At 62.0% G+C, this 22,101-nt stretch carries 20 protein-coding genes; 2 read left to right on the forward strand and 18 right to left on the reverse strand.

Annotated features, from left to right (window positions below; translation table 11 throughout):
• Positions 1–10: 10 nt before the first annotated feature.
• Both JGZ97_RS16750 and JGZ97_RS16755 read right to left on the reverse strand, forming a co-directional pair.
• Positions 11–1,237 carry an argininosuccinate synthase gene (locus tag JGZ97_RS16750; RefSeq protein ID WP_207063848.1) on the reverse strand — a complete coding sequence of 409 codons (1,227 nt, stop codon included), beginning with the start codon at positions 1,235–1,237 and terminating at the stop codon, positions 11–13.
• Between the two features lie 104 nt (positions 1,238–1,341).
• Positions 1,342–2,130, reverse strand: coding sequence for an OmpA family protein (locus JGZ97_RS16755; protein WP_242521854.1), 789 nt, complete (start codon positions 2,128–2,130; stop codon positions 1,342–1,344).
• Positions 2,131–2,390: 260 nt separating this feature from the next.
• Here JGZ97_RS16755 and pyrC point away from each other — a divergent pair, with 260 nt between their 5' ends.
• Together pyrC and rnt are read left to right on the forward strand one after the other, a co-directional pair.
• Positions 2,391–3,428: a dihydroorotase gene (gene pyrC, locus JGZ97_RS16760; protein ID WP_207063850.1), complete on the forward strand. Its 1,038-nt coding sequence runs from the start codon at positions 2,391–2,393 to the stop codon at positions 3,426–3,428.
• Positions 3,429–3,468: 40 nt separating this feature from the next.
• The gene (gene rnt, locus JGZ97_RS16765) at positions 3,469–4,092 is read left to right on the forward strand and encodes a ribonuclease T (protein ID WP_207063890.1); all 624 of its coding nucleotides are present in this window, start codon (positions 3,469–3,471) and stop codon (positions 4,090–4,092) included.
• Positions 4,093–4,223: 131 nt separating this feature from the next.
• Here rnt and JGZ97_RS16770 read toward each other — a convergent pair whose 3' ends face one another.
• From JGZ97_RS16770 to JGZ97_RS16845, 16 genes are all read right to left on the reverse strand, one after another.
• Positions 4,224–5,849 (reverse strand): methyl-accepting chemotaxis protein, encoded by a 1,626-nt coding sequence (locus JGZ97_RS16770; RefSeq protein WP_207063851.1) that lies wholly within the window; start codon positions 5,847–5,849, stop codon positions 4,224–4,226.
• A 301-nt stretch (positions 5,850–6,150) separates the two neighbouring features.
• On the reverse strand, positions 6,151–7,701 hold the full coding sequence (locus JGZ97_RS16775) for an arylsulfatase (RefSeq protein WP_207063852.1): 1,551 nt from the start codon (positions 7,699–7,701) through the stop codon (positions 6,151–6,153).
• Between the two features lie 384 nt (positions 7,702–8,085).
• Entirely contained in the window at positions 8,086–10,044 is a 1,959-nt protein-coding gene (locus JGZ97_RS16780) for an LTA synthase family protein (protein WP_207063853.1), read from the reverse strand.
• A gap of 233 nt (positions 10,045–10,277) precedes the next feature.
• Positions 10,278–11,255, reverse strand: a complete 978-nt coding sequence (lipA, locus tag JGZ97_RS16785; RefSeq protein WP_207063854.1) for a lipoyl synthase — start codon at positions 11,253–11,255, stop codon at positions 10,278–10,280.
• Position 11,256: 1 nt separating this feature from the next.
• Positions 11,257–11,895, reverse strand: a complete 639-nt coding sequence (gene lipB / locus JGZ97_RS16790; protein WP_207063855.1) for a lipoyl(octanoyl) transferase LipB — start codon at positions 11,893–11,895, stop codon at positions 11,257–11,259.
• Complete coding sequence (locus tag JGZ97_RS16795) at positions 11,895–12,167, reverse strand: DUF493 family protein (protein ID WP_207063856.1); 273 nt, start codon at positions 12,165–12,167, stop codon at positions 11,895–11,897. Before JGZ97_RS16795 ends, lipB begins: the two co-directional genes overlap by 1 nt.
• 9 nt (positions 12,168–12,176) lie before the next feature.
• Complete coding sequence (locus tag JGZ97_RS16800; RefSeq protein ID WP_207063857.1) at positions 12,177–13,043, reverse strand: D-amino acid aminotransferase; 867 nt, start codon at positions 13,041–13,043, stop codon at positions 12,177–12,179.
• A gap of 83 nt (positions 13,044–13,126) precedes the next feature.
• Positions 13,127–14,281: a D-alanyl-D-alanine carboxypeptidase family protein gene (locus tag JGZ97_RS16805; RefSeq protein ID WP_207063858.1), complete on the reverse strand. Its 1,155-nt coding sequence runs from the start codon at positions 14,279–14,281 to the stop codon at positions 13,127–13,129.
• A 64-nt stretch (positions 14,282–14,345) separates the two neighbouring features.
• Positions 14,346–15,227 (reverse strand): septal ring lytic transglycosylase RlpA family protein, encoded by an 882-nt coding sequence (locus tag JGZ97_RS16810; protein ID WP_207063859.1) that lies wholly within the window; start codon positions 15,225–15,227, stop codon positions 14,346–14,348.
• Positions 15,206–16,222 carry a lytic murein transglycosylase B gene (gene mltB, locus JGZ97_RS16815; RefSeq protein WP_370584090.1) on the reverse strand — a complete coding sequence of 339 codons (1,017 nt, stop codon included), beginning with the start codon at positions 16,220–16,222 and terminating at the stop codon, positions 15,206–15,208. The genes JGZ97_RS16810 and mltB overlap by 22 nt, the downstream gene beginning before the upstream one ends.
• A 16-nt stretch (positions 16,223–16,238) precedes the next feature.
• Complete coding sequence (rodA, locus tag JGZ97_RS16820; RefSeq protein WP_207063861.1) at positions 16,239–17,384, reverse strand: rod shape-determining protein RodA; 1,146 nt, start codon at positions 17,382–17,384, stop codon at positions 16,239–16,241.
• Positions 17,381–19,267 carry a penicillin-binding protein 2 gene (gene mrdA / locus JGZ97_RS16825; protein WP_207063862.1) on the reverse strand — a complete coding sequence of 629 codons (1,887 nt, stop codon included), beginning with the start codon at positions 19,265–19,267 and terminating at the stop codon, positions 17,381–17,383. Before mrdA ends, rodA begins: the two co-directional genes overlap by 4 nt.
• 6 nt (positions 19,268–19,273) lie before the next feature.
• Positions 19,274–19,741, reverse strand: coding sequence for a 23S rRNA (pseudouridine(1915)-N(3))-methyltransferase RlmH (rlmH, locus tag JGZ97_RS16830; RefSeq protein WP_207063863.1), 468 nt, complete (start codon positions 19,739–19,741; stop codon positions 19,274–19,276).
• Positions 19,742–19,747: 6 nt separating this feature from the next.
• Positions 19,748–20,098 (reverse strand): ribosome silencing factor, encoded by a 351-nt coding sequence (rsfS, locus tag JGZ97_RS16835; protein WP_207063864.1) that lies wholly within the window; start codon positions 20,096–20,098, stop codon positions 19,748–19,750.
• 7 nt (positions 20,099–20,105) lie between these two features.
• Positions 20,106–20,753: a nicotinate-nucleotide adenylyltransferase gene (gene nadD / locus JGZ97_RS16840; RefSeq protein ID WP_207063865.1), complete on the reverse strand. Its 648-nt coding sequence runs from the start codon at positions 20,751–20,753 to the stop codon at positions 20,106–20,108.
• Positions 20,754–20,774: 21 nt separating this feature from the next.
• Complete coding sequence (locus JGZ97_RS16845) at positions 20,775–22,031, reverse strand: glutamate-5-semialdehyde dehydrogenase (protein ID WP_207063866.1); 1,257 nt, start codon at positions 22,029–22,031, stop codon at positions 20,775–20,777.
• Between the last annotated feature and the right edge of the window lie 70 nt (positions 22,032–22,101).

Genomic DNA, 22,101 nt, shown 5'->3' on the forward strand with positions numbered 1-22,101 from the left:
AAACAGCCGACTAGTCATCCAGGAGGTTACGCCCCTTACCAGCAGCGATGCGCATGCGCAGCGCGTTGAGCTTGATAAAGCCCGCGGCGTCCTGCTGATCATAGGCGCCAGCGTCGTCCTCGAAGGTGGCGATGGACTCGTCAAAAAGGCTGTCAGGGGAGCTGCGGCCCACCACTTCCACGTTGCCCTTGTAGAGTTTCAGGCGCACCTTGCCGTTCACGTTGCGCTGGGAGTAGTCAATCATCTGCTGCAGCATCTTACGTTCTTCGGACCACCAGAAACCGTTGTAGATAACCTTGGCGTAACGGGGCATGAGCTCATCCTTAAGGTGCGCCGCTTCCCGGTCCAGGGTGATGGACTCGATGGCGCGGTGAGCACGCAGCATGATGGTGCCGCCCGGCGTCTCGTAACAGCCGCGGGACTTCATGCCCACGAAACGGTTTTCGACGATATCCAGTCGCCCGATGCCATTGGCGCCACCCACCTTGTTCAGGTATTCCAGCACCGTGGCCGGGGACATGGGCTTGTCGTCGATGGCGACGATGTCACCCTTTTGGTAAGTCAGCTCGATAAAGGTGGGAGTGTCCGGCGCGGCCTCAGGAGAGACACTCCAGCGCCACATATCATCCTCGGAGGCCGTCCAGGGGTCTTCCAGCACGCCACCCTCGTAAGAAATGTGCAGCAGGTTGGCATCCATGGAGTACGGGGACTTCTTGCCCTGCTTGGCAAAGTCCACGGCGATGCCGTGCTCCTCGCAGTAGGCCATCAGCTTGTCCCGGGAATTGAGATCCCACTCCCGCCAGGGCGCGATCACCTTGACCCCGGGCTTCAGCGCGTAGGCGCCCAGCTCAAAACGCACCTGGTCGTTACCCTTGCCGGTGGCGCCGTGGGAGATGGCATCCGCGCCGGTTTCGTTGGCGATTTCAATCAGACGCTTGGCGATCAACGGCCGGGCGATGGAGGTGCCCAGCAGGTACTCACCCTCGTACACGGTGTTGGCCCGAAACATGGGGAACACGAAATCACGGACAAACTCTTCGCGCAGGTCTTCGATGTAGATTTCCTTGACGCCCAGGGCCTCGGCCTTGGCGCGGGCCGGCTCCACTTCCTCACCCTGCCCGAGGTCGGCGGTAAAGGTGACCACTTCACAGTTGTAGGTCTCTTGTAGCCACTTGACGATTACAGAAGTATCCAGGCCTCCGGAGTAGGCCAGCACCACCTTTTTGATTTCAGACATGCGCAAAAGCTCCAAAACAAACCCGGTCGCAACCGGGTCTGGAAAAACACGAAAGAACAATCACGGAATTATACAAGGAATGTGCGCCAGTAACAGGGGGCTGACTAGTCCCTTTCGAGGCGCACGGTCACCCGCCGGTTGCGAGCCCGGTCATCCTGGGTGGTATTGGACGCCACCGGGTAACGCTCACCGTGGTAACGGGTGGTGATCATCTCCTCGTCGACCCCGATGTCCGCCAGGTAGCGGGTCACGGCTTCGGCGCGCTGACGGGACAGGTCCCGGTTGGCCAGCCGCCGCCCCTGATTGTCGGAATGACCGTCGACAAAGATCGAGGTGATGGTGGGGTCGGTATTGACGTAAAGCGCGACCAGATCAAGGCGTCGCTTGGCCGCATCGGAGAGTCGCCACTGACTGGAAGGAAACAGCAACGCCGAGCGGGCGATCTGCCGGTAATTGACCGGCAGCAGATCAGCCACACACCCCCGGTAGCCGTCATAGGCCATCTGAAAGTTGGCCGCCGAAATCGCCACCTTCACCGGCTCCTGGCCACCAAACCAGGCCGCATTGGTAAAGGCGGGCTGGTTGCCTGAATACAAGGCGACCAGCACATCCCGGGCCAGGCGCTCATCAAGCCGCAGGACTCCGCCACTGTCGCCGTTATCAAGGGTCGCGAGCTGGCGCGGAGATGCGCCCGGGCGCCAAGGCGGCGCCTCCTCCACCAGCAGGGTCTTGTCTCCCAGCAGAGAAGCCTGTGACGAGTTAAGAAGAAAACTCAGACTTTCTCCCGCCTGGTGGGTAAAGGTGGCGGTTCCAAAATTAGGGATCGGTTGACTCAGGCGGCACTCGAACTTGGAGGTCTCCAGCTGCCAGTCAGTCCGGTCAACAGGCGCCATAAAGGTAATAGCCGCCGACACCGCTGGCCAAGACAACGCCAGAAGGGCAAATAGTGAGTGCAGCACACTGCTGCCGACTGACCGGGAAACAAACATGAACATGCTCTGAAATAATCAGGTGCCTGAAAGGTTAAATCGCCCGCGCGGCATAAAACTTTAGGTCGGCCCTTCTCATCGTGGTCACGACTGATAGAATTTAAGGCCTGCAAACCCGCTCTTCGACTGTATCGAAGCATACTGCAACCGCCCTAAGGATCACAATGCAACGGCTCGAAATTACCCGCCCAGATGACTGGCATGTTCACCTTCGCGATGGCGAAGTGCTCCCCCACACCGTCGCCGACATGGCGCGCTGCTTCGGGAGGGCCATCATCATGCCGAATCTGGTGCCGCCGGTGACCATGACCGAAGACGCCCTGGCCTACCGGCGGCGTATTCTTGAGGTCATGCCCGACGAGCACCCCTTTGAGCCCCTGATGACCCTCTACCTGACCGATAATACCTCGGCCGAAACTATCCACAGCGCGCGCGCGAGCGGTCACATTTACGCCGCAAAACTGTACCCGGCCGGTGCCACCACCAACTCCGACTCCGGGGTCACGTCCCTCGAGACCATTGCGCCGGCGCTGGAAGCGCTGCAGGCAACCGGCATGCCGCTGCTGGTCCACGGTGAGGTCACCGACAGCGACATCGACATCTTCGATCGCGAGCGGATTTTCATTGAACGCCATCTGGTGCCGATTCTTGAACGCTACCCGGATCTGCGGGTGGTCATGGAGCATATCACCACCGCCGACGCCGCGGATTTTGTGTGCCAGAGCGGGCCTAATCTGGCCGCCACCATCACCCCGCAACACCTGCTCTACAACCGCAATCACATGCTGGTAGGAGGCATCAAACCGCACCTCTACTGCCTGCCGATCCTCAAGCGCAGTCGCCATCAACAGGCCCTGCTGGAGGCGGCCACCAGCGGCAGCGCGAAGTTCTTCCTCGGCACCGACTCGGCGCCCCACGCCCAGGGGGCAAAGGAGAGCGCCTGCGGCTGCGCCGGCTGCTACAGCGCCGTGGCTGCCATTGAACTTTACGCCGAGGCTTTTGAAGCCCTGGGCGCGCTGGAGCGCCTGGAAGGCTTTGCCAGCCACCACGGGCCGGATTTTTATGGCCTGCCCCGCAACAGTGATCGCATCGTTCTGGAAAAGCGGGACTGGACGCTGCCGGACGCCCTCCCCTTCGGCAGTCAGCAGATCACCCCCCTGAGGGCCGGTGAAACCCTCCACTGGAAACTGGTCCAGGCCTGAGATAGGAGCCCCCTTGAGCTACCCCGATTACGAGCCTTTGATGGCGAACCGCTTTCGCGGCTACCTGCCCGTGGTCATCGACGTTGAGACCGCCGGTTTCAACGCCAATACCGATGCCCTGCTGGAAGTGGCGGCCGTTATTCTCGACATGGACGAAGAAGGCATGCTGATCCCCCAGGAGGCGATCGCCTGCAATGTCGCCCCCTTTGAAGGGGCCAACCTGGAAAAGTCGGCCCTGGAATTCACCGGTATCGATCCCTTCAGCCCCCTGCGCGCCGCCCAGCCGGAAAAGGAAGCCCTGGAGACCCTCTTCAAGCCAATCCGCAAGGCCGTCAAAGCCAACGGCTGCAAACGGGCCATCCTGGTGGGCCACAACGCCTCCTTTGACCTGGGGTTCATCAATGCGGCCGTGGAGCGCGCCGGCATCAAGCGCAACCCCTTCCACCCCTTCTCCAGCTTCGACACCGCCACCCTGGCGGGTCTCGCCTTCGGCCAGACGGTACTGGCCCGGGCCTGCGAAGTGGCGGGAATCGAGTTCGACACCCGCGCGGCCCACTCCGCCGCTTACGACACGGAGAAGACCGCCGAGCTTTTCTCGCTGATCGTTAATCGCTGGCAGGAACTGGGTGGCTGGGACATGGTCCTGCGCAGCCAGGAGGATTAAGCCGCGGGCAGGGGCAGCCAAGAGACGCCCGGGACGGCCCGCGTAGGGCCGGATAAAGAAACCGCCCCTCCGCCCGTAAACGAAAAAGCCGCGCAACGCGCGGCTTTTTTTGTGCCCGCTGCAGGGGCGGTTCAGACCTTGAAACGCTCCAGCAGGCTGCTGATACGCTGCCCTGTCTCCCTCAATTGCTGGCTGACCTCGGTTACCTGGCCACTCCCTTCTGAGGTTTCCGCCAGGGCTTCGTGTATGTTGGACACATTGACACTGATCGAAGCCATCGCCTGACGCTGCTCGCCGGTGACGCTCGCGATTTCCAGGTTGATTGCCGCCGCACTCTGCACCTTGGTCGCGATTTGCTCCAGCGCGGCGCCCACCTGTTCGGACTGGGTCACGCTGTCCGCCGCGAGCGTGCGACCGCCGGCGATGGTCTGGACCGCGCCGCCGGCGCCGCTCTGCAACTGGTCGATCAACTGCTGAATTTCCGTTGTGGCGCCCTGGGTGCGCTGGGCGAGCGAGCGAACTTCGTCGGCGACCACCGCGAACCCGCGTCCCTGCTCGCCGGCACGCGCGGCTTCGATCGCGGCATTGAGCGCGAGCAGGTTGGTCTGCTCGGCAATCTCGGAAATCACCTCCAGGATCCGGCCGATATTCTGGCTCTCTTCCTCCAGGGTATTGATTCTCTGTACCGCCTCTTCCACCGCCGCCGCCAGCTGCTGAATCGACGCAATGCTGGCGCCCACCTGGGAGACGCCCTGTTGGGCCTGGACCAACGCCTGTTGCACCTGGTCAGCGGCGGATTCGGCGCTGCCGGCGACGCTGTCGATGGTGCTGCTCATCTCTTCCACGGCGGTCACGATCAGGTCGCTCTCCTGGCGATGGGTGGCCAGTGCGGTGCGGGACTGCTCCGACACCACCGCCATGGTTTCGGCCGCCTGCGCCAGTTCGCCGCTGGCCCCGGTCACCTCACTCACCACCCCGCGCACGCTGTCGGCAAAGCTGTTGAAGCTCTCTCCCAGGCGGGCCAGCTCACAGGCACCCTGGGTGCTCATCCGCACCCTGAGGTCGCCATTGCCGTGAGCGATTTCCTCCATCGCTTCGGCCGTTTTCGCCAACGGCCGGTTGATGCTGCGTGCCAACAACAGCGCCAGCAGGGCAAACAGCACCACCACCGCCCCACCGATCAAACCGCGTTTAACCACCAGGGCACGGAACTGCTCATCGACATCATCAATGTAAATACCGGAGCCGACGATCCACCCCCACGGCTCAAAGGCCTTGAGGTAGGACAGCTTGGCCTTCGGCTTGTCGAACTGGGGGCCCTTGTAGGCGTAAAACACCGAGCCTTCCCCGGTAGCGCGGGTGGCGCTGACAAACTCCCGCCAGTGGTACTTGCCGTTGGCGTCGGTGGAGTTGCGCATATCCTTGCCTTCAAGCTGCGGTTTGAAGGGGTGCATCACCAACCGGGGGGTAGTGTCATTGACCCAGAAGTAACCGCTGCCCGCGTAACGCAGCGCGCGAATGGCGCCCAGGGCTGCACTCTTGGCATCCGCCTCGGTCATTTCACCGGCTTGGAACAGGTCGTGGTAGTGCTCGAAGTAACTGTGCGCCATTTCGACCAGCTGTCGCGTGGTCTCTTCCTTGGCGGCAAGGATGTCATTTTTTTTGTTCAGGGTTTCCATACCGATAGTCGCGGCCAACGCGATAATGGCCACCAGCGCAAAAGTCCAAATGCGCTGTGCGATCGATAAGCGATTCAAAGTAAATGTCCTTCTGTGATTTTGTTGATTGCAGGGACCGAGCCAAGCAAAAAACACACCACTTTAAAAAGCCGGTCAGTGGGATTCCCTACCTGAAAAAACGGGTAAGAAACCGCCGATAACCATCATAAAAGCGGCGGACATTCGCTTAAGCGCGACGGTCGCTCACCTCCGCAAAGCGCATCAAAGGGCACAAGGCACCGGAGCCGGTATAGGTTCGTTCCCCCTCAATTCCACACCGGCAGCCCCCCAACAAAAACGGGCCGAACCGGCCCGCCTGTCGTCCCCGGCACGCAACCATTCACTGTTTGCCCGACATCAGCTGCTCCATCAACGCGCTGAAGTCAAAGCTGGCGGCTTTCTGCAACGGCGGGTATTCAGATAGCGACTTGATATGCTCACCAAGCAGGTGCTGCACGGGCTCGTTAAGCCACTGCTTCGCCTGCACGATATCGGAGCGATCGGTCACACCGTCAAAGCTTTCGAATGGATCCATCCGGATGTTGTAAAAGATCGGGAATTTCTGCTTCACGTACGTATCGTAGTAATTTTCGCTGGTCTCGAAGTGCAGCTTCCACTGCTTGTAACGGATCGCCTTGATGCTCGATTCGTAGTAGTACAGGTAGTGGTCACGGGCACTTTCATCGCTCTTGCCCATCCAGTAGTCCAGGTTATTAACCCCGTCCAGCGGCTGCTTGTGCTCCTTCAGCACCTTCTCGGCGATGTCAGGCTCACCGGCTGCGACCGCCAGCGTGGTGTAGATGTCCATGTGCGTCTGAATCCCGTTAAGCACCGTGCCAGCGGGAATTTTCCCGGGCCAACGCACCATCATCGGAACCCGGACACCCCCCTCGTAGGTGGTCATTTTCTCGCCCCGGAACGGCGTGGTTCCGCCGTGCAGCCGCGCGCTGTGCTCCGGGCCGTTGTCGGTGGAGTACACGATGATAGTGTTATCAAGCACCCCCATCTCCTCCAACGCAGCGAGCATCTGGCCAATTTGCTGGTCGTGCTCGATCAGGCCGCTGCCGTAAACATCGTGTTCCGTCGTGTGTTCGGCGGCCAGGTAGCGGCTCTCGTCGCTGAGCCGCGTGTACATGTGCATTCGACTGGGATTGAACCAGACAAAGAATGGCTTACCCTCATCCTTGGCCCGTTTGATGAAGTCGAGACTGGCCTCAACGAACTCCTGATCCATGGTTTTCATGCGCTCGCGACCTAACTGACCGGTGTCTTCAATTCTCTGCATGCCAACCTTGCCAAAACGCGCATCGACGGTGTTGTCATCAACTTCCGTCGCCCAGGTGTGCAAAACGCCCCTCGTGCCGAATTTCCCGAAAAATTCGGGATCCTTGGGATAGTCGATCTGCTCAAACTCTTCTTGCGTATTGAGGTGGTAAAGGTTGCCAAAAAACTCGTCAAAACCGTGCACCGTCGGCAGGTGCTCGTTACGGTCACCCAGGTGGTTCTTGCCGAACTGCCCGGTGGCGTAACCCAACTCCTTCAGGACCTCGGCCAGGGTGTGCGACTCCGGCTTGAGCCCGAGTTCGGCCCCCGGTCGGCCCACCGTAGTCATGCCGCTGCGGATCGGGTACTGCCCGGTGATGAGCGCCGCGCGCCCCGCGGTGCAGGAGGGCTGGGCGTAGTGATCCGTAAACATCACCCCCTCCCGCGCGATCCGGTCGATGTTGGGGGTTCGATATCCCATGGTCCCGAGGCCGTAGGCGCTGACATTCTGCCACCCCACATCATCGGGAAAGAGAATGAGGATATTGGGTTTTTCCTGAGCATGGGCGAGCGAACTCAGCGTACAGATGACCGCACAGAGTACGCCCGTCCCTTGTTTTTTAATCATATCAACTCTCCTGTCCATCACTGATGGCCATTGCACACACAGTGCGCTTCAAAGAGAGTCAAAAAAGAAAGCCGATACAAACGGCAAGTGCGTGGGCACCGAGATAAGAAAAACTTTGGTGAAAGCTGTCCCTGCTGTTTCGGGCTACCTTCCTTGTCTGAGAAGCGTCACGGGGGTTGCCGACTCGCATCGGCGCACTCAGCAATCATTCGCACCAACTATAGCCCCGAATCAGGGTGCGCACTTTGAGAGGCGATGTTGCGGCGAGTCGCGGCCAGAAGAACAGCCGATGTTCGAAAACGGCTGGGACCATCCGAGGGCTGATCTACCCGCTCGGAAAACCGGAGCGCCATGACAAGCGCTCCGGTTGCTTATTCACTCCTTCTAACCCTCGACCCCGGCCGAAGCGGGATAGAGACCGCGCTTGTAGGCAAGACTCCCCCAGAGGGCATGGGCCAGCGCCTCCTTCACCAAGTCCGGGTTGTCCTCGGTAGGGACCAACTCGTAGGTCGTGCGGTCGAGCTTGAAAGTCCTGGGTTGTTTTGCAGGCTGCAGAACGACCACCTCATCACCGCGCCAGTAGGCCTGGCTCTGGTCGTACTGCATGATGGCCCGCCCCGGGTAGGTCTCTGGCAATCGTGTAATATCGTGGCCAACCATCGGGTGCGCGGCCTCAACCCCGAGCAAGGAGAGCAATGTGGGCGGCAGGTCAATCTGACTGAATACCCTCGGGTCGCGCTTAACCGGAAGGCCCTCCCCGAGCAACAGCCCCGGAATCCGGAAGTGCTCCACCGGCACCAATTGACGTCCGTAGACGCGGTCGTCATGGTCAGCCACCACCAGGAACAGCGTATCTTCCCAGTAGTTGCTCGCCCGGGCATCGCGGAAAAACTCACCCAGTGCATGATCGGCATAGCGAATGGCGTTTCGCTTCGACCGGGCAGGCATCTCCACCGGTGTGATCTCATCCTCCGGGTAGTCGTAGGGGGTATGGTTGGAGGAGCTGAACACCAGGCTAAAAAACGGCTGCCCCGCTTGCTTCAAGCGACTGAACTCCCCGTGCGCTTTCCTTAGCAGGTCACCATCGGACACCCCCCAGGAGCCCATAAATTTGGGGTTCTTGTAATGGCGCTGATCGACGACGCGGTCGAAACCGTTACCCAGGAAAAAACTCCCCATATTGTCGAAATGCCCCTCCCCGCCGTAAATGAAGGAGGTGTCGTAGCCCTGCTGCTTCAACAGCGAGGCGAGGGTAAAAAAGTTTCGCTGGGACCGGGGCAGCTTGACCACACTGCGGGCCGGCGTGGGCACAAACCCGGTGATGACCGCCTCGATGCCCCGCACGGAACGGGTGCCGGTGGCAAAGAGCTGATCCAGCAACCAGCCTTCTTTAGCGAGCGCATCAAGTTCTGGCGTCAGATCATCACCGCCCAGCGAACCCACGTACTGGGCGCCCAGGCTCTCCTCGAGGATGATCACCAGGTTCTTATATCGAGGCAGCGCGGTGGAGGTGGAAGGCCGTTGCTCGTGCCAGGTCGGGTAGACCGGGGATGAAAACAGCCCCCGGGGTATCATCATGGCTTGTCTCAGGGTGGAAAACACCTCCTGCTCGGCCATTCTCGGGTACAACTCAGAGGCATCGATCTCATTGCGCATCGCCTTGACGGCAAACGCGACCGAATAGAACGAGTTGAGGGTCAACGCATTAACCAGAGAGTCGGTACTGAAAGCGGTGTAGCTTGGGTTCATGGGCCGGTGTTGCAGCGTCCCCCGCGCGCCCAGCACGCAGAGCAGCAGCACCGGTACCAGCACCAGGCCTCGCTGCCACCATGGAAGCCATGCGTCCTCCGGTGAGCACCAGCGCCGCACAGCTCGCCAACACGCCCAGGGCACAGCCACCAGCACTACCACGCCGAAAACCAGCTCCGGCAGGAAGCCGCCGAGCAACATTCCGAACACTTCTTGCGGGTATTCAAGATACTCGACAAAAAGCCGGTTGGGACGTAGGTCATACTGGGCGACGAACCCCGGCGTGGCCACTTCCATGAAGGCGATCAGCGTCAGACCGGCCACCAGCCAGATCCGCACCGGCCAGGACGCCCAGCGCAGCGGGAAAAACAGCATGGCGAGCAAGGCCGGGAGCAGCCAGTAACACAGGATAGAAAGGTCGACCCGGAGCCCAAACCCCAACACCGTCCAGGCATCCTGCTGGGAGACCAAGCGATCGGACTGCCAGATGAGCAGCCCGATACGGCTTAACGTGGTAATCAGCAAGCCCGTTATAACAAAGAACCACAACGGACGGAGCCAGCGTGCGACTGAACTCAAAAGGCTGGAAAGCATAGGGGTTACCTGCTTAATTTGCGCCACGCGGAACGGCTCTAAAATCACTCCGCCTCGCCCTCGTATAAAGACCCAGGATAAGCGCCGCTATTATATTAGCAATCCCTAAGTATAAGCCCTGGCGTCACCGATGACACTCGGCACTAACGCGCCTGCAGAGATAACTGCCCTTTATCGCGCCCACAAAAAAGCCGCTCCGAAGAGCGGCTTTTTTGTGGGCGCCGGGAACGAACTCAGCGCACCTTCTCGCCATGGGCCTGGCGATCGGCGTGGTAGGAAGAGCGCACCAAGGGTCCGCTGGCCACATGCTTGAAGCCCAGTTCCCGGGCAACTTCCGCCAGCCCCTCGAACTCCTCGGGGTGGACGAAGCGGTCAACGGGCAGGTGATCACGGCTGGGCTGCAGGTACTGGCCGATGGTGATCATATCCACGTCGTGGGCGCGCAGATCCCGCATCACCTGGACGATCTCCTCGTTACTCTCTCCCAGCCCCACCATCAGCCCGGACTTGGTGGTGACATCCGGGCAACGGGCCTTGAACTGCTTGAGCAGCTCCAGGGACCACTGGTAATCCGAACCCGGGCGGATCTTTTTGTACAGGCGGGGTACCGACTCCAGGTTGTGGTTGAACACATCCGGCGGCGAGGTCTGCAGCGCGTCCAGCGCGGCGTCCATGCGGCCGCGGAAGTCGGGCACCAGGATTTCCACCTCGATCTCACCCACCCGCTTGCGGGTCTCGGTGACACAGTCGGCAAAGTGCTGGGCACCGCCGTCGCGAAGATCGTCCCGGTCCACCGAGGTAATCACCACGTAACGCAGCCCCATGTCGGCAATGGCCTCGGCCAGCTCCCGCGGCTCCTCTGGGCTGAGCGGGTTGGGTCGGCCGTGGGCCACGTCGCAGAATGGGCAGCGACGGGTGCAGATATCCCCCATGATCATGAAGGTGGCGGTGCCGTTGCTGAAACACTCGCCAAGGTTGGGGCAACTGGCCTCCTCGCAGACCGAGGCCAGCTTGTGGGCCCGCAGCCGCTTCTTGATCCGCGTCACTTCCGGCGATGCTGGCATGCGCACCCGCAGCCAGTCCGGTTTGGCGGGAAGTTCACCCTTTTCGGTGGGCACCACCTTGATGGGAATACGGGCCAGTTTGTCGGCGCCGCGCAGTTTGACGCCCTGTTCGATGCGAACGGGACGTTTTTTCGACTGTTCTGTCATGCTAATCCAAATGCTTTTTGATAATCGGCGAATTATAACCCAACCGAACGGTCAAGTATTCCAACAGGCGCTCACCCAAACGCACCGTGTCGCCCTGCCCGCCCTGGTCCACCACTTGGGTCATGCTCAGGCCGGCGTAGCCGCAGGGGTTGATCCGTTGAAAAGGCGCGAGGTCCATGTCCACGTTGAGGGCCAGGCCGTGAAAACTGCAGCCGCGCCGCACCCGCAGCCCCAGGGAGGCAATTTTATCGCCGTTAACGTAGACCCCGGGCGCGTCGGGCTTCGGGTAGCTCTCGATACCCTCGGCGGCCAGGGTGTGGACCACCGCCTCCTCCATCAAGCTCACCAGGTCGCGGACCCCAAGCTTAAGCCGCTTGAGGTTAAGCAGCAGATACACCACCAGCTGCCCAGGCCCGTGGTAGGTCACCTGGCCGCCCCGGTCCACCTGCACCACAGGGATGTCGCCGGGCGCCAGCAGATGCTCGGCCTTACCCGCCTGCCCCTGGGTGAAGACAGGCTCGTGTTCCAGCAGCCACAGCTCGTCGCAGGTATTCTCGGTACGGCCATTGGTGAATCGGGTCATGGCCTCAAAGACGGGCTGGTACGGCTGACGGCCCAGCTGTCTGACCACCAGCTCCATCAGATCACCATCTGCACGCGGCCCGTGGCCATCAGGTCCTGGTGAATGCTCTTGAGCTGTGAAGGGCCGGTGGCGGTGATGCGAAAGCGTACGGAAAGGAAGCGGCCGTTACGGCTGGCCTGCACGCTTACCTCGGTACTGTCCAGATCAGGCGCGTGTTTCTGCACCACCTCGATGACCAGGTCCTCAAACCCGCTGCCGTTCTGGCCAATCACCTTGATGGGGTAGCCCTCGCAGGGAAATTCGATTTTAGGCGGCTCTTGCTTGCTCATATCAACCTCTCAGGCATTCGGCTCCAAGCCGAACACCGTTTTCTCAAACGCTTTAAACAGCCCCGCCATGCGGTACCAGAGCGGGCCCTTGTCGCCACTTCCCACCGCGCAGCCGTTGATCGTGAGCACCGGCAGCACCCCCTTGGTGGAGCTGCTGATCCAGACCTCGTCGGCGCGGGCTAGCCGCGCCTCGGCGATGGGCTCCTCCGTCCAGGGGATGCCGTTCTCGGCTGCCAGTTCCAGCAGCAGATCCCGCGTGGTCCCGCCGAGAATACGGTGATCCCGCGCCGGCGTCGCGATCCGCCCCTGCTCGATGACAAACAGGTTGCAGGCCGAACCTTCGGTCAGAAAACCATCGCGTACCATCAGCGCCTCGTCGGCGCCGGTGTCGGTGGCCTGCTGCAGGGCCATGATATTGCCCAGCAGGGTGGTCGCCTTAATATCGCAGCGCTGCCAGCGGATATCCTCGGTGGTGACGGCTCGAATGCCTTCAATGGTCTCCGGGTCACCGCTCAGGGCCATACAAATCGGGTAGCTGAAAAGCAGCACCGTCGGCTTTAAGTCCGGCCGGTAGGCGTGTACCCGGTGCGTGTCAGCCCCCCGGGTCACCTGCAGATAAACTGCCTGGTGCCCGCCGCCGTTGCGGGTGACCAGGGTCTGGCAGATCTGCTCCCAGTCCTCCTCCGCCCGAATACGCACCGCCTCAAGCCCCCTTCGCAGGCGTGCGAGGTGCTCCTCAAGGCGAAAGCCGACGCCGTTGTAAAAGGGAATGACCTCGTAGACGCTGTCCCCGAACAAAAAGCCGCGATCGAAGATAGAGATCTTCGCCTCGGCCTGGGGCAGGTATTCGCCGTTCAGGTAGACCAGGTTCGTCATCGCGCGCCGCTCCTCGGGACTCTCACCCAAGTCTGGTTCATCGCAGGCGCTTGCTCAAAGCGCGAGGGCCAAGGCTAAGCCTTTCAGCTGATCAACCCCATGAAAAAGAGCACGATGCTGTGCCAAATACGCTTGAAGAGCCCAGCAGGCTCGGCGCTCTGCAGCGCCACCACGGGGGCCTGCACCAGGGTCTCTTCGCCCAGGGTGACGTTGAGGGTGCCGTACTGCTCGCCCGCGGCCACCGGCGCCTTGATCACCTTGTCCAGGTCCAGGGTCACGCCCAGGGCGTCGCTCTGGCCACGGGGAATGGTGACCGCCAGCGGCCCCTCCAGCCCCAGCTGGATCGAATCACCGATGCCGGCCCAGAGTTTGGCGTCGTTCAGCACCTCGCCGGCCTTGTAAAGCTCCAGGGTCTCGTAGTATCGGAACCCGTAAGCCAGCAGTTTCTGGCTCTCCTGAGCCCGGGCTTCTTCACTGCTGGTGCCCATCACCACTGAAATCAAGCGCATGCCGTCACGTTCGGCAGAAGCCACCAGGCAATAGCCGGCCGCGTCGGTGTGGCCGGTTTTCAGGCCGTCCACGCTCTTGTCGCGCCAGAGCAGCTTGTTGCGGTTGGGCTGGCGAATCTTGTTATAGGTGAAATATTTCTCGGAGTAGAGGCCGTAGTGCTCGGGAAAGTCCTTGATGATCGCCCGAGCCAACAGGGACAGGTCGTAAGCGGTGGTGTAGTGATCCTCGGCCGGAAGGCCGGTGGCGTTAACAAAGTGAGAATTCTTCATTCCCAGCAGGGTGGCATGCTGGTTCATCAGGTCGGCAAAAGCCCCTTCGCTGCCGGCGATGTATTCGGCCATGGCGACGCTGGCATCGTTCCCCGACTGGATGATGATCCCCTTCATCAGGTCACCCACTTTGACCTGGGTCCCCTCGCGGATAAACATCCGCGAGCCCTGCGTCCGCCAGGCCTTTTCGCTGACCAGTACATCGTCCTCCTTACTGATATTGCCCTTGGCAATCTCGTACTCCGCGATGTAGCTGGTCATCATCTTGGTAAGACTGGCCGGCGGCAGCGGCTGGTGCGGATTGCTGGCGTCGATCACCTTGCCGGTGTCGGCGTCTATCAGGATATGCGAGCTGGCGGCCAGCTTGGGGGGCGAAGGAATCAGGGCCGGCGCCGCCGCAACGGACTGGGCGAGAAGCAAAAAGGCGACAAAAGAGGCAAAAACCGCAGGATATCTCATGACGAATCGACTTGGTTTTGTGAAGTGGGAGGGTCTAAAACAGGCGCTAACTTTAGCGAATGGTTCAGGGCAAGTCCACCACCCGCGGGCTCTCGAAGCCGGCCGAGCGCAACGCCTCGAACAGGCTCTCAAGCGAGTCCGTTGCCGCCAGGGGGCCAAGACGCACCCGGTAGAGGGGCTGCTCCCCCTCGCGCTTGCTGATCACCACCGGCAGGCTCTGCAACAGGTACTGCAGGCGGGTTTTTACGCTTTGCGCCGCGCCCCAGGAACCATAGGCGCCCACCTGCACAAACTGCGTTTCGGGTGCGGCCGGCGCCGGCACTGACACACCGGCCACCGACTTCGCCTGCGCATCCGCCTGCGCCAGGCGAGGTGCAGCGCTGGGGTGCGGCGGCATGATCGCCTCCACCTCCACCCGGGCCGTGCCCTGCTTCAACATATCGAGCCGGTACGCCGCGGCATAGGAAAGATCAATCAGACGCCCCTCGTGAAACGGGCCACGGTCGTTCACCCGCACCACGACGCTGCGACCGTTGTCCAGGTTGGTCACCCGCACGAAGGTCGGCAACGGCAGCGACTTGTGGGCCGCCGACATGGCATACATGTCATAGGTTTCGCCGTTGGAGGTCTTGTGCCCGTGAAACTTCTTGCCGTACCAGGAGGCGATACCCTGGCGGCGATATCCCTGGGCGCTGTCGAGCACATGGTAGCGCTTGCCCCAGACGGTGTAAGGGCTGCGGTTACCCCCCCGGCTCGGCGGCTCGAACCGCGGCACCGCATCGGGCACATGGGACAGGTCCACTGCCGCCCCCGGCCCCCGGTCCTGCTTCAGCGTGTAACGGGAATCGGAGCGCTGCTCGTTGGCAGCACAACCGGCCAACAACGCCACCACCAGCAACCCTGCGAAACGCACCGGCTTGAGGCTCACCCGTTCTCCCGCTGCCATTGCTCCCGGATCGCCTCGCTCAACTGGTAGACCGCCATCGCGTAAAGGTGGCTGCGATTGTAGCGGGTTATGACGTAGAAATTTTCCAGTCCCAGCCAGTACTCAGCCGGCCGGTCATCAAATTCGAGCTTCATCAGCGTGGCTTTTTGCTCATCAGCGCCCAGCGGCGTTCGGGGCGTTACCCCCAGGGCCTTCCACTGCTCGAGGGTTAGCTCGGGCTTGAGCTTGGTACTGACCCGGTCGTCATCCAGGTCTGCTGGCACCTGCGCGGGCACCGCCACCGGCTGCCCCTCCTGCCAGTGGTGGCGGGCGAAATAGTTGGCGACGCTGCCGATGGCATCCACCGGATTGCTGAGGATGTCGCGCACCCCGTCGTCGTCGAAATCGACGGCGTAATTGCGGTAACTGCTGGGAATAAACTGGCCGTATCCCATGGCGCCGGCGTAAGACCCCGTCAGGGACAAGGGGCTGAGTTTCTCCTCCCGCAGCAGGTAGAGCAGCTCGCGCAACTGGCCACCGAAGAACTTGCTGCGCGGCGGGTAATCAAACGCCAGGGTGGCGAGGGCATCGATGACGCGGTAACTGCCGGCGTTTCGTCCGTAGCGGGTTTCTACGCCGATAATCGCCACGATGACCTCCGGCGCCACGCCGAAGTGCCGGCTGGCCCGCCCCACGGTATCACGGTGTTCATTCCAAAATGCCACACCCTGATCGATACGGCTCTGGCCGAGAAAAATCTGCCGATACTCGCCCCAGTTCAGCCGTTTTTCGGCGGGCCGGGCGATGGCCGTCAGGATCGACTCCTTACGTTCGGCCTCGGCAATCAGCGCCTCCAACGACTTGCGTTCAAAGCCCTCTGCCACCATGCGGTCGACAAACGCCTTGGCTTCAGGGTGCTCGGCGTAGTTTGGGTCTGCGGCGGCAGCCGGCAACAGAGCGAAAGCAAAGGCCGAGGCAATCAGGCCACGTAGGGATGAGCGAACGGAAAACTTCACCAAGCGGTCTCCTCAGTCAGCGGGTCACCATGGTGCGGTGGGTGTGAATGGACATGATCATGCCAAATCCTGCCATCAAGGTCACGATCGATGTGCCGCCGTAGCTGACCAGAGGCAGCGGTACCCCGACCACCGGCAAGATACCGCTCACCATGCCGATATTGACGAACACATAGACGAAGAAGGTCAGGGTCAGACTGCCAGCCAACAGGCGGCCATAGGTATCCTGGGCTTGGGCGGCTATATAGAGACCGCGGGCAATGACCAGCAGATAGACTGCCAGCAACGCCAGCACCCCCACCAGCCCCAGCTCTTCGGCAAGCACTGCGATAATGAAGTCGGTGTGACTCTCGGGAAGAAAATCCAGGTGCGACTGGGTGCCGTTCAGCCACCCCTTGCCGTAGACCCCGCCGGACCCGATGGCGGTCTTGGACTGGATGATGTTCCAGCCCGCGCCCAGGGGATCGCTCTCGGGGTTGAGAAAGGTCAGCACCCGCTGGCGCTGGTAGTCCCGCATACCCATCCAGAGCAGCGGCGCGCAGGCGCCCGCCACCGCGGCGGCAGCGAAAATCACCCGCCAGCGGATCCCGGAGAGCAACAGTACAAACAGGCCGCTGCAGGCAATCAGCAGCGAAGTCCCAAGATCCGGCTGCTTGGCGATCAGGAGGGTCGGAATCAACAGCAGCACCAACACCACCAGCACATGGCTCGCCCGCGGCGGCAGCGGCCGTTCGGCGAAAAACCAGGCGAGGGTCATGGGTACGATCAGTTTCATCACCTCCGAGGGCTGAAAGCGCGGCAGCCCGGGCAGCGCGATCCAACGCTGCGCCCCCTTGGCCCCCACGCCTGCCACCAGCACCGCCACCAGCAAGCCCAGCCCGGCAACGAACAGCCAGGGCGCCCAGCGCCGCAGCAGGCGCGGATCGATACAGGCCAGCAGCAGCATCACCCCGAAGGCGACCCCGTAGCGGATCAGCTGACGCTGAACCGCCTGAACGTCCTGCCCCGAGGCGCTGTAAAACACAAACAGGCCGTAGCCGGCCAGCGCCAGCAGGAAAATCAGCAGCCAGGCGTCCAGGTGGGTATAAGACCAGAGGCTGCGCCCCCGTTGCAGGTGGCTGGCGGCCTCGGGCAGGGTGCGTTGAAAATCCCGGTAATTCACCCCTGCTCCTCCTGGGCCACCACTTCGGTCAACTCTCGGGCCATAAAGGCGTCGAACACTTCGCGGGCCACGGGCGCGGCGGCGCTGCTGCCCCCCCCACCGTTCTCGACCACCACGGCGACGACGATCCGAGGGGCTTCAGCCGGGGCGAAGCCGACAAAGAGGCCATGGTCCCGGTATTTCTCGGCCAGGGCCTCGGCATCGTACTCCTCGTCCTGCTTGATGCCGACCACCTGGGCCGTCCCGGTCTTGCCGGCGATACGGTAATTCAGGTCCCGGCCAATCCCCCGGGCGGTGCCACGGCGGCCATGCACCACGTCCTCCATGGCCTCGATCATGTAGTCCCAATAGCGCTCACGCTTGAGTTTGATGTCCGGATGCTGCTTGTCCTCGGGAACCACGACTGCGTTCTCATCGCCTTCGATCGCCTTGAGCATGCGCGGCACCCGCCACTGACCGCGGTTGGCGATCGCCATGGTCGCGGTAGCCAGCTGCAACGGGGTGGCCAGCATGAAGCCCTGCCCGATGCTCAGGTTAATCGAATCCCCGGGGTACCAGGGCCGGTTGCGCATCCGCCGTTTCCACTCCCGGGACGGCAGAATCGCGGCGTGATCCTCGGGCAGATCAAGACTGTTAACCTGGCCAAAGCCGAAGCGCTGCAGGTAGTCGGACATGGGATCGATCCCCATGCGGTGGCCCACGTCGTAAAAGTAGGTGTCCACGGACTCCTCGATCGCCTTGCGCAGGTCGACCCGGCCGTGGCCGCCCCGCTTCCAGTCACGGTAGCGCCGCCCGCCCTCGGTGATCTGGTAATAGCCTGGATCCCAGATGTCATACCCCAGGCTGACCGTGCCGCTGTCCACGGCGGCCAGCCCAATCACCGGCTTCAGCGTGGAGGCCGGCGGGTAACGCCCGCGTATGGCGCGGTTAAAGAGCGGCAGGTCGTCGGATTCCTGCAACGCGCGGTAATCCTTGCTGCTGATCCCGGTGACGAATTCGTTGGGGTCATAGCCAGGGGCGCTCACCAGGGCCAGGATGCCACCGGTGGCCGGGTCCAGCGCCACCACCGCGCCCCGTTGGCCGTTCAGGGCCCGCTCGGCCACCAGCTGCAGGCCCAGATCCAGGTGCAGCTGCAGGTCTTCACCGGGAATCGGGTCGGTGCGCTCCAGCACCCGCAGCACCCGCCCGCGGGCGTTGGTCTCCACTTTCTGCAGCCCGACGGTACCGTGAAGCCGGTCCTCATAGAACTTTTCCACCCCCAGTTTCCCGATATGGTGGGTGCCGCTGTAGTCCTGGGCATCCACCCGGGCAAGTTCACGCTCGTTGATCCGCCCGACGTAACCCAGGGCGTGCACCAGCGAGCCGGTGTAGGGGTAGTAACGGATCAGCTCCGCCTCCACCTCCACGCCGGGCAGGCGATGATAGTTGACCGCAATCCGGGCAATCTCTTCGTCGCTGAGCTGAAACTTCAGCGGGACCGACTGGTAGGGGCGGCGGCGCTGGGAAAGCCGCTTGTAAAAACGCTCGACGTCCCGCTCGCTGATCTCCACCAGGCTGGCCAACTGCTTGATGGTAGCTTCCAGGGCTTCCTGGTCCCCTACCTGCTCACGCACAAGAGTGAGGTTATGGCTGGGACGGTTGTCGGCCAGTAACACGCCGTTGCGGTCATAGATCAACCCCCGGGTCGGAGGCACCGGTTGCAACTGGACCCGGTTGCTGTCGGAAAGGGTGCGGTAGACGTCGTGTTCAATCACCTGCAGATAAAACAGCCGGGCCACCAGCACCAGCATGAACACCACCACCACGGCAAAAGCCAGCATCACCCGGTTGGTGAAGGTACGTCTTTCTCGTTGGTGATCCTTGAGGGCAACCGGTTTTTTCATTACAGACTACTTGTGATAAGGATGGCCCTGGAGCAAGGTCCAGGCGCGGTAGAGCTGCTCGGCCAGCAGCACCCGCACCAGCGGATGGGGCAGGGTCAACGCAGACAGGGACCAGCGCTGGTCCGCCCGTGCCAAGCAGCGGGGGTCGAGGCCGTCCGGCCCCCCTACCAGCAAGCTCAGGTCGCTGCCGTCCATCTGCCAGCCAGCGAGCTTGTCGGCCAGCTGCTCGGTGCTCCAGGGCCGCCCTTTTACATCCAGCACCACCACCAGGTCCCCCTTGGGAATGGCCGCCAGCATCTGGTCCCCCTCGCGCTGGATGGCCCGCGCAGGATCGCTGCCCTTGCCGCGGTGGCCCAGTGCGAGTTCCTGCAGTTCCAGGGTAACGCCGCTGCCAAACCGTTTGGCGTACTCCTGATAGCCCTCGGTGACCCAGGATGGCATGCGGGTCCCCAGGGTGATCAACTTAATTCTCATGCCGGATCAGGCTTCCCCCTCCGCCGGCGTGGCCGCATCCGGCCCCCAGAGCCGCTCAAGGTCGTAGAAATCGCGAAACTGCGGCTGCATGACATGCACCACCACATCACCCAGATCGACCAGCGCCCATTCGGCACTGTCGATGCCTTCCACGCCGAGGGGGCGAACCCCGGACTCTTTGGCCTCTTTGATCACGGCGTCGGCCACCGCTTTGACATGACGGTTGGAGGAGCCGCTGGCGATCACCATCCAGTCGGTAACGCTACTCTTGCCGCGCACATCCAGCTTCACCACATCCCGCGCTTTAATGTCTTCCAGCGCGTGTTCCACCCGTTCGATCAGTTGCTCAGTTTGCATGGGTTCCTCAAAATTTGACGTTGTAGAGTCCCTGCTCGCGGATATAGTTCCACACCGCGTCAGGGATTAAAAACCGGGGCGACCCGCCCGCCGCAATCCGCTCGCGGACCTGGGTCGCAGAGATGCCCAGCGGCGTTAAACCGTGGATCAACACCCGCCCGCCCGGCGCCTCCAGCAGGGCTTCGGGACGGGTTACCTGATAATCGCGAACCCACCGGGCCATGGGCTCATTGTCTGCAAAACGCCAGCCCGGACGTTGCACCACCAACATATGGGCCAGAGTGATCAGCTCCTGCCACCGGTGCCAGGTGGGCAGCCCCAGAAAGGAGTCCATGCCCAGCACCATGATCAACGGGCGCTCGTCCCCCAGCTCAGCACGCAGCGACTTAAGGGTTGCAACGGTATACGAAGGCTCGGGCGAGCGCAGTTCGCGCCCGTCGACGCGCAGTCCCGGCTCATCGGTCACGGCCAGTTCGACCATGCGCAGCCGGTGCTGCGAGCTGCACCCCGGCGTTTCACGGTGCGGCGGCCGGTGACAGGGCACCAGGCGCACCTCTCTCAACGCCAGCAGTTCGCGGATCTCCAGGGCGGTGCGCAGATGGCCGTTATGGATGGGATCGAAGGTGCCTCCCATAAAGGCCACGGCGTCAGTCATAGGGATGGTGCTCCGAGGGGGTTACTGCCGAATATGGCCGTCACCCAGTACCACGTACTTCTGCGAGGTCAGCCCTTCCAGCCCCACGGGACCGCGGGCGTGGATCTTGTCGGTGGAGATACCGATCTCCGCCCCCAGTCCGTATTCAAAGCCGTCGGCAAAACGGGTGGAGGCGTTGACCATCACCGAGCTGGAGTCCACCTCGGCCAGGAAGCGCCGGCTCAGGCTGTAGTTTTCGGTCACGATGGCGTCTGTATGGTGGGAGCCATAACGGTTGATGTGCGCGATGGCCGCATCCATGTCCGCCACCAGACGGATGGAGAGCACCGGCGCCAGGTACTCGGTGGACCAGTCCTCCTCGGTCGCTTCCTTGATGCCCCCGAGGATTGCGCGAGTCGCCTCGCATCCGCGCAACTCGACGCCCTTGGCCCCGTAGGCCTCCGCCAGCGCAGGCAGAATCTCCCCCGCGATGGTCTCGTGGACCAGCAGGGTCTCCATGGTGTTGCAGGTGCCGTAGCGATGGGTTTTGGCATTAATAGCGATATCCAGCGCCTTCTGTGGGTCCGCCTCCAGGTCGATGTAAACGTGACAGATGCCGTCCAGGTGCTTGATCACCGTAACCCGTGACTCCCGGCTGATCCGCTCGATCAATCCTTTGCCGCCGCGGGGAACGATCACGTCAACATACTCGGGCATGGTGATGAGCTCCCCCACCGCCGCACGGTCGGTGGTCTCCACCACCTGCACCGCGGCCTCAGGCAGCCCTGCCGCGGTCAGTCCCCGACGGATGCAGGCGGCAATCGCCTGGTTGGAATGAATCGCTTCGGACCCGCCGCGCAGGATGGTGGCGTTACCGGATTTCAGGCAGAGGCTGGCCGCCTCGGCGGTCACGTTGGGCCTGGACTCGTAGATGATGCCGATGACGCCTAGCGGAACCCGCATCTTGCCCACCTGGATACCCGAGGGCATGAAGTTCATATCGGAGATGCCGCCCACCGGATCCGGTAGCGCGGCCACCTGCCGCAACCCTTCGATCATGCCGTCGATGCGCTCATCGTTGAGCTCAAGACGATCCAGCATCGCCGCATCCAGGCCTCGCTCACGGCCGGCGTCAAGATCCTTCGCGTTGGCCTGCAGCAAGGTGGCACGGGCGTCATCGATCGCCTCCGCCATCGCCAGCAATGCCGCATTTTTGGTTCCACTGTTGGCCTTGTTCAGCAGTGCGGCGGCTTCCCGTGCCTGCTGTCCGAGGCCTGACATGTATGCCTTGACGTCCATCAGTCCACCTTTTAACAAACAATCGGGGCATTATAACGCCTGTTTCCAGGCCCGGCTAAGCCAATTTCCC

The sequence above is a fragment of the Motiliproteus sp. SC1-56 genome (assembly GCF_017309075.1).
Taxonomy (GTDB): domain Bacteria; phylum Pseudomonadota; class Gammaproteobacteria; order Pseudomonadales; family Balneatricaceae; genus Motiliproteus.

Excerpts from the sequence above, each read along its gene's own strand:
- rsfS (WP_207063864.1), bottom strand. The coding sequence starts at position 20,098 with ATGCAAACTGAGCAACTGATCGAACGGGTGGAACACGCGCTGGAAGAC.
- rnt (WP_207063890.1), top strand. The coding sequence starts at position 3,469 with ATGGCGAACCGCTTTCGCGGCTACCTGCCCGTGGTCATCGACGTTGAG.
- nadD (WP_207063865.1), bottom strand. The coding sequence starts at position 20,753 with ATGACTGACGCCGTGGCCTTTATGGGAGGCACCTTCGATCCCATCCAT.
- lipB (WP_207063855.1), bottom strand. The coding sequence starts at position 11,895 with ATGGAGCTGGTGGTCAGACAGCTGGGCCGTCAGCCGTACCAGCCCGTC.
- JGZ97_RS16750 (WP_207063848.1), bottom strand. The coding sequence starts at position 1,237 with ATGTCTGAAATCAAAAAGGTGGTGCTGGCCTACTCCGGAGGCCTGGAT.
- pyrC (WP_207063850.1), top strand. The coding sequence starts at position 2,391 with ATGCAACGGCTCGAAATTACCCGCCCAGATGACTGGCATGTTCACCTT.
- rlmH (WP_207063863.1), bottom strand. The coding sequence starts at position 19,741 with ATGAGAATTAAGTTGATCACCCTGGGGACCCGCATGCCATCCTGGGTC.
- JGZ97_RS16845 (WP_207063866.1), bottom strand. The coding sequence starts at position 22,031 with ATGGACGTCAAGGCATACATGTCAGGCCTCGGACAGCAGGCACGGGAA.
- JGZ97_RS16755 (WP_242521854.1), bottom strand. The coding sequence starts at position 2,130 with ATGGCGCCTGTTGACCGGACTGACTGGCAGCTGGAGACCTCCAAGTTC.
- JGZ97_RS16775 (WP_207063852.1), bottom strand. The coding sequence starts at position 7,701 with ATGATTAAAAAACAAGGGACGGGCGTACTCTGTGCGGTCATCTGTACG.
- JGZ97_RS16795 (WP_207063856.1), bottom strand. The coding sequence starts at position 12,167 with ATGAGCAAGCAAGAGCCGCCTAAAATCGAATTTCCCTGCGAGGGCTAC.
- JGZ97_RS16800 (WP_207063857.1), bottom strand. The coding sequence starts at position 13,043 with ATGACGAACCTGGTCTACCTGAACGGCGAATACCTGCCCCAGGCCGAG.
- mrdA (WP_207063862.1), bottom strand. The coding sequence starts at position 19,267 with ATGAAAAAACCGGTTGCCCTCAAGGATCACCAACGAGAAAGACGTACC.
- JGZ97_RS16810 (WP_207063859.1), bottom strand. The coding sequence starts at position 15,227 with ATGGCAGCGGGAGAACGGGTGAGCCTCAAGCCGGTGCGTTTCGCAGGG.
- lipA (WP_207063854.1), bottom strand. The coding sequence starts at position 11,255 with ATGACAGAACAGTCGAAAAAACGTCCCGTTCGCATCGAACAGGGCGTC.
- JGZ97_RS16805 (WP_207063858.1), bottom strand. The coding sequence starts at position 14,281 with ATGAGATATCCTGCGGTTTTTGCCTCTTTTGTCGCCTTTTTGCTTCTC.
- JGZ97_RS16780 (WP_207063853.1), bottom strand. The coding sequence starts at position 10,044 with ATGCTTTCCAGCCTTTTGAGTTCAGTCGCACGCTGGCTCCGTCCGTTG.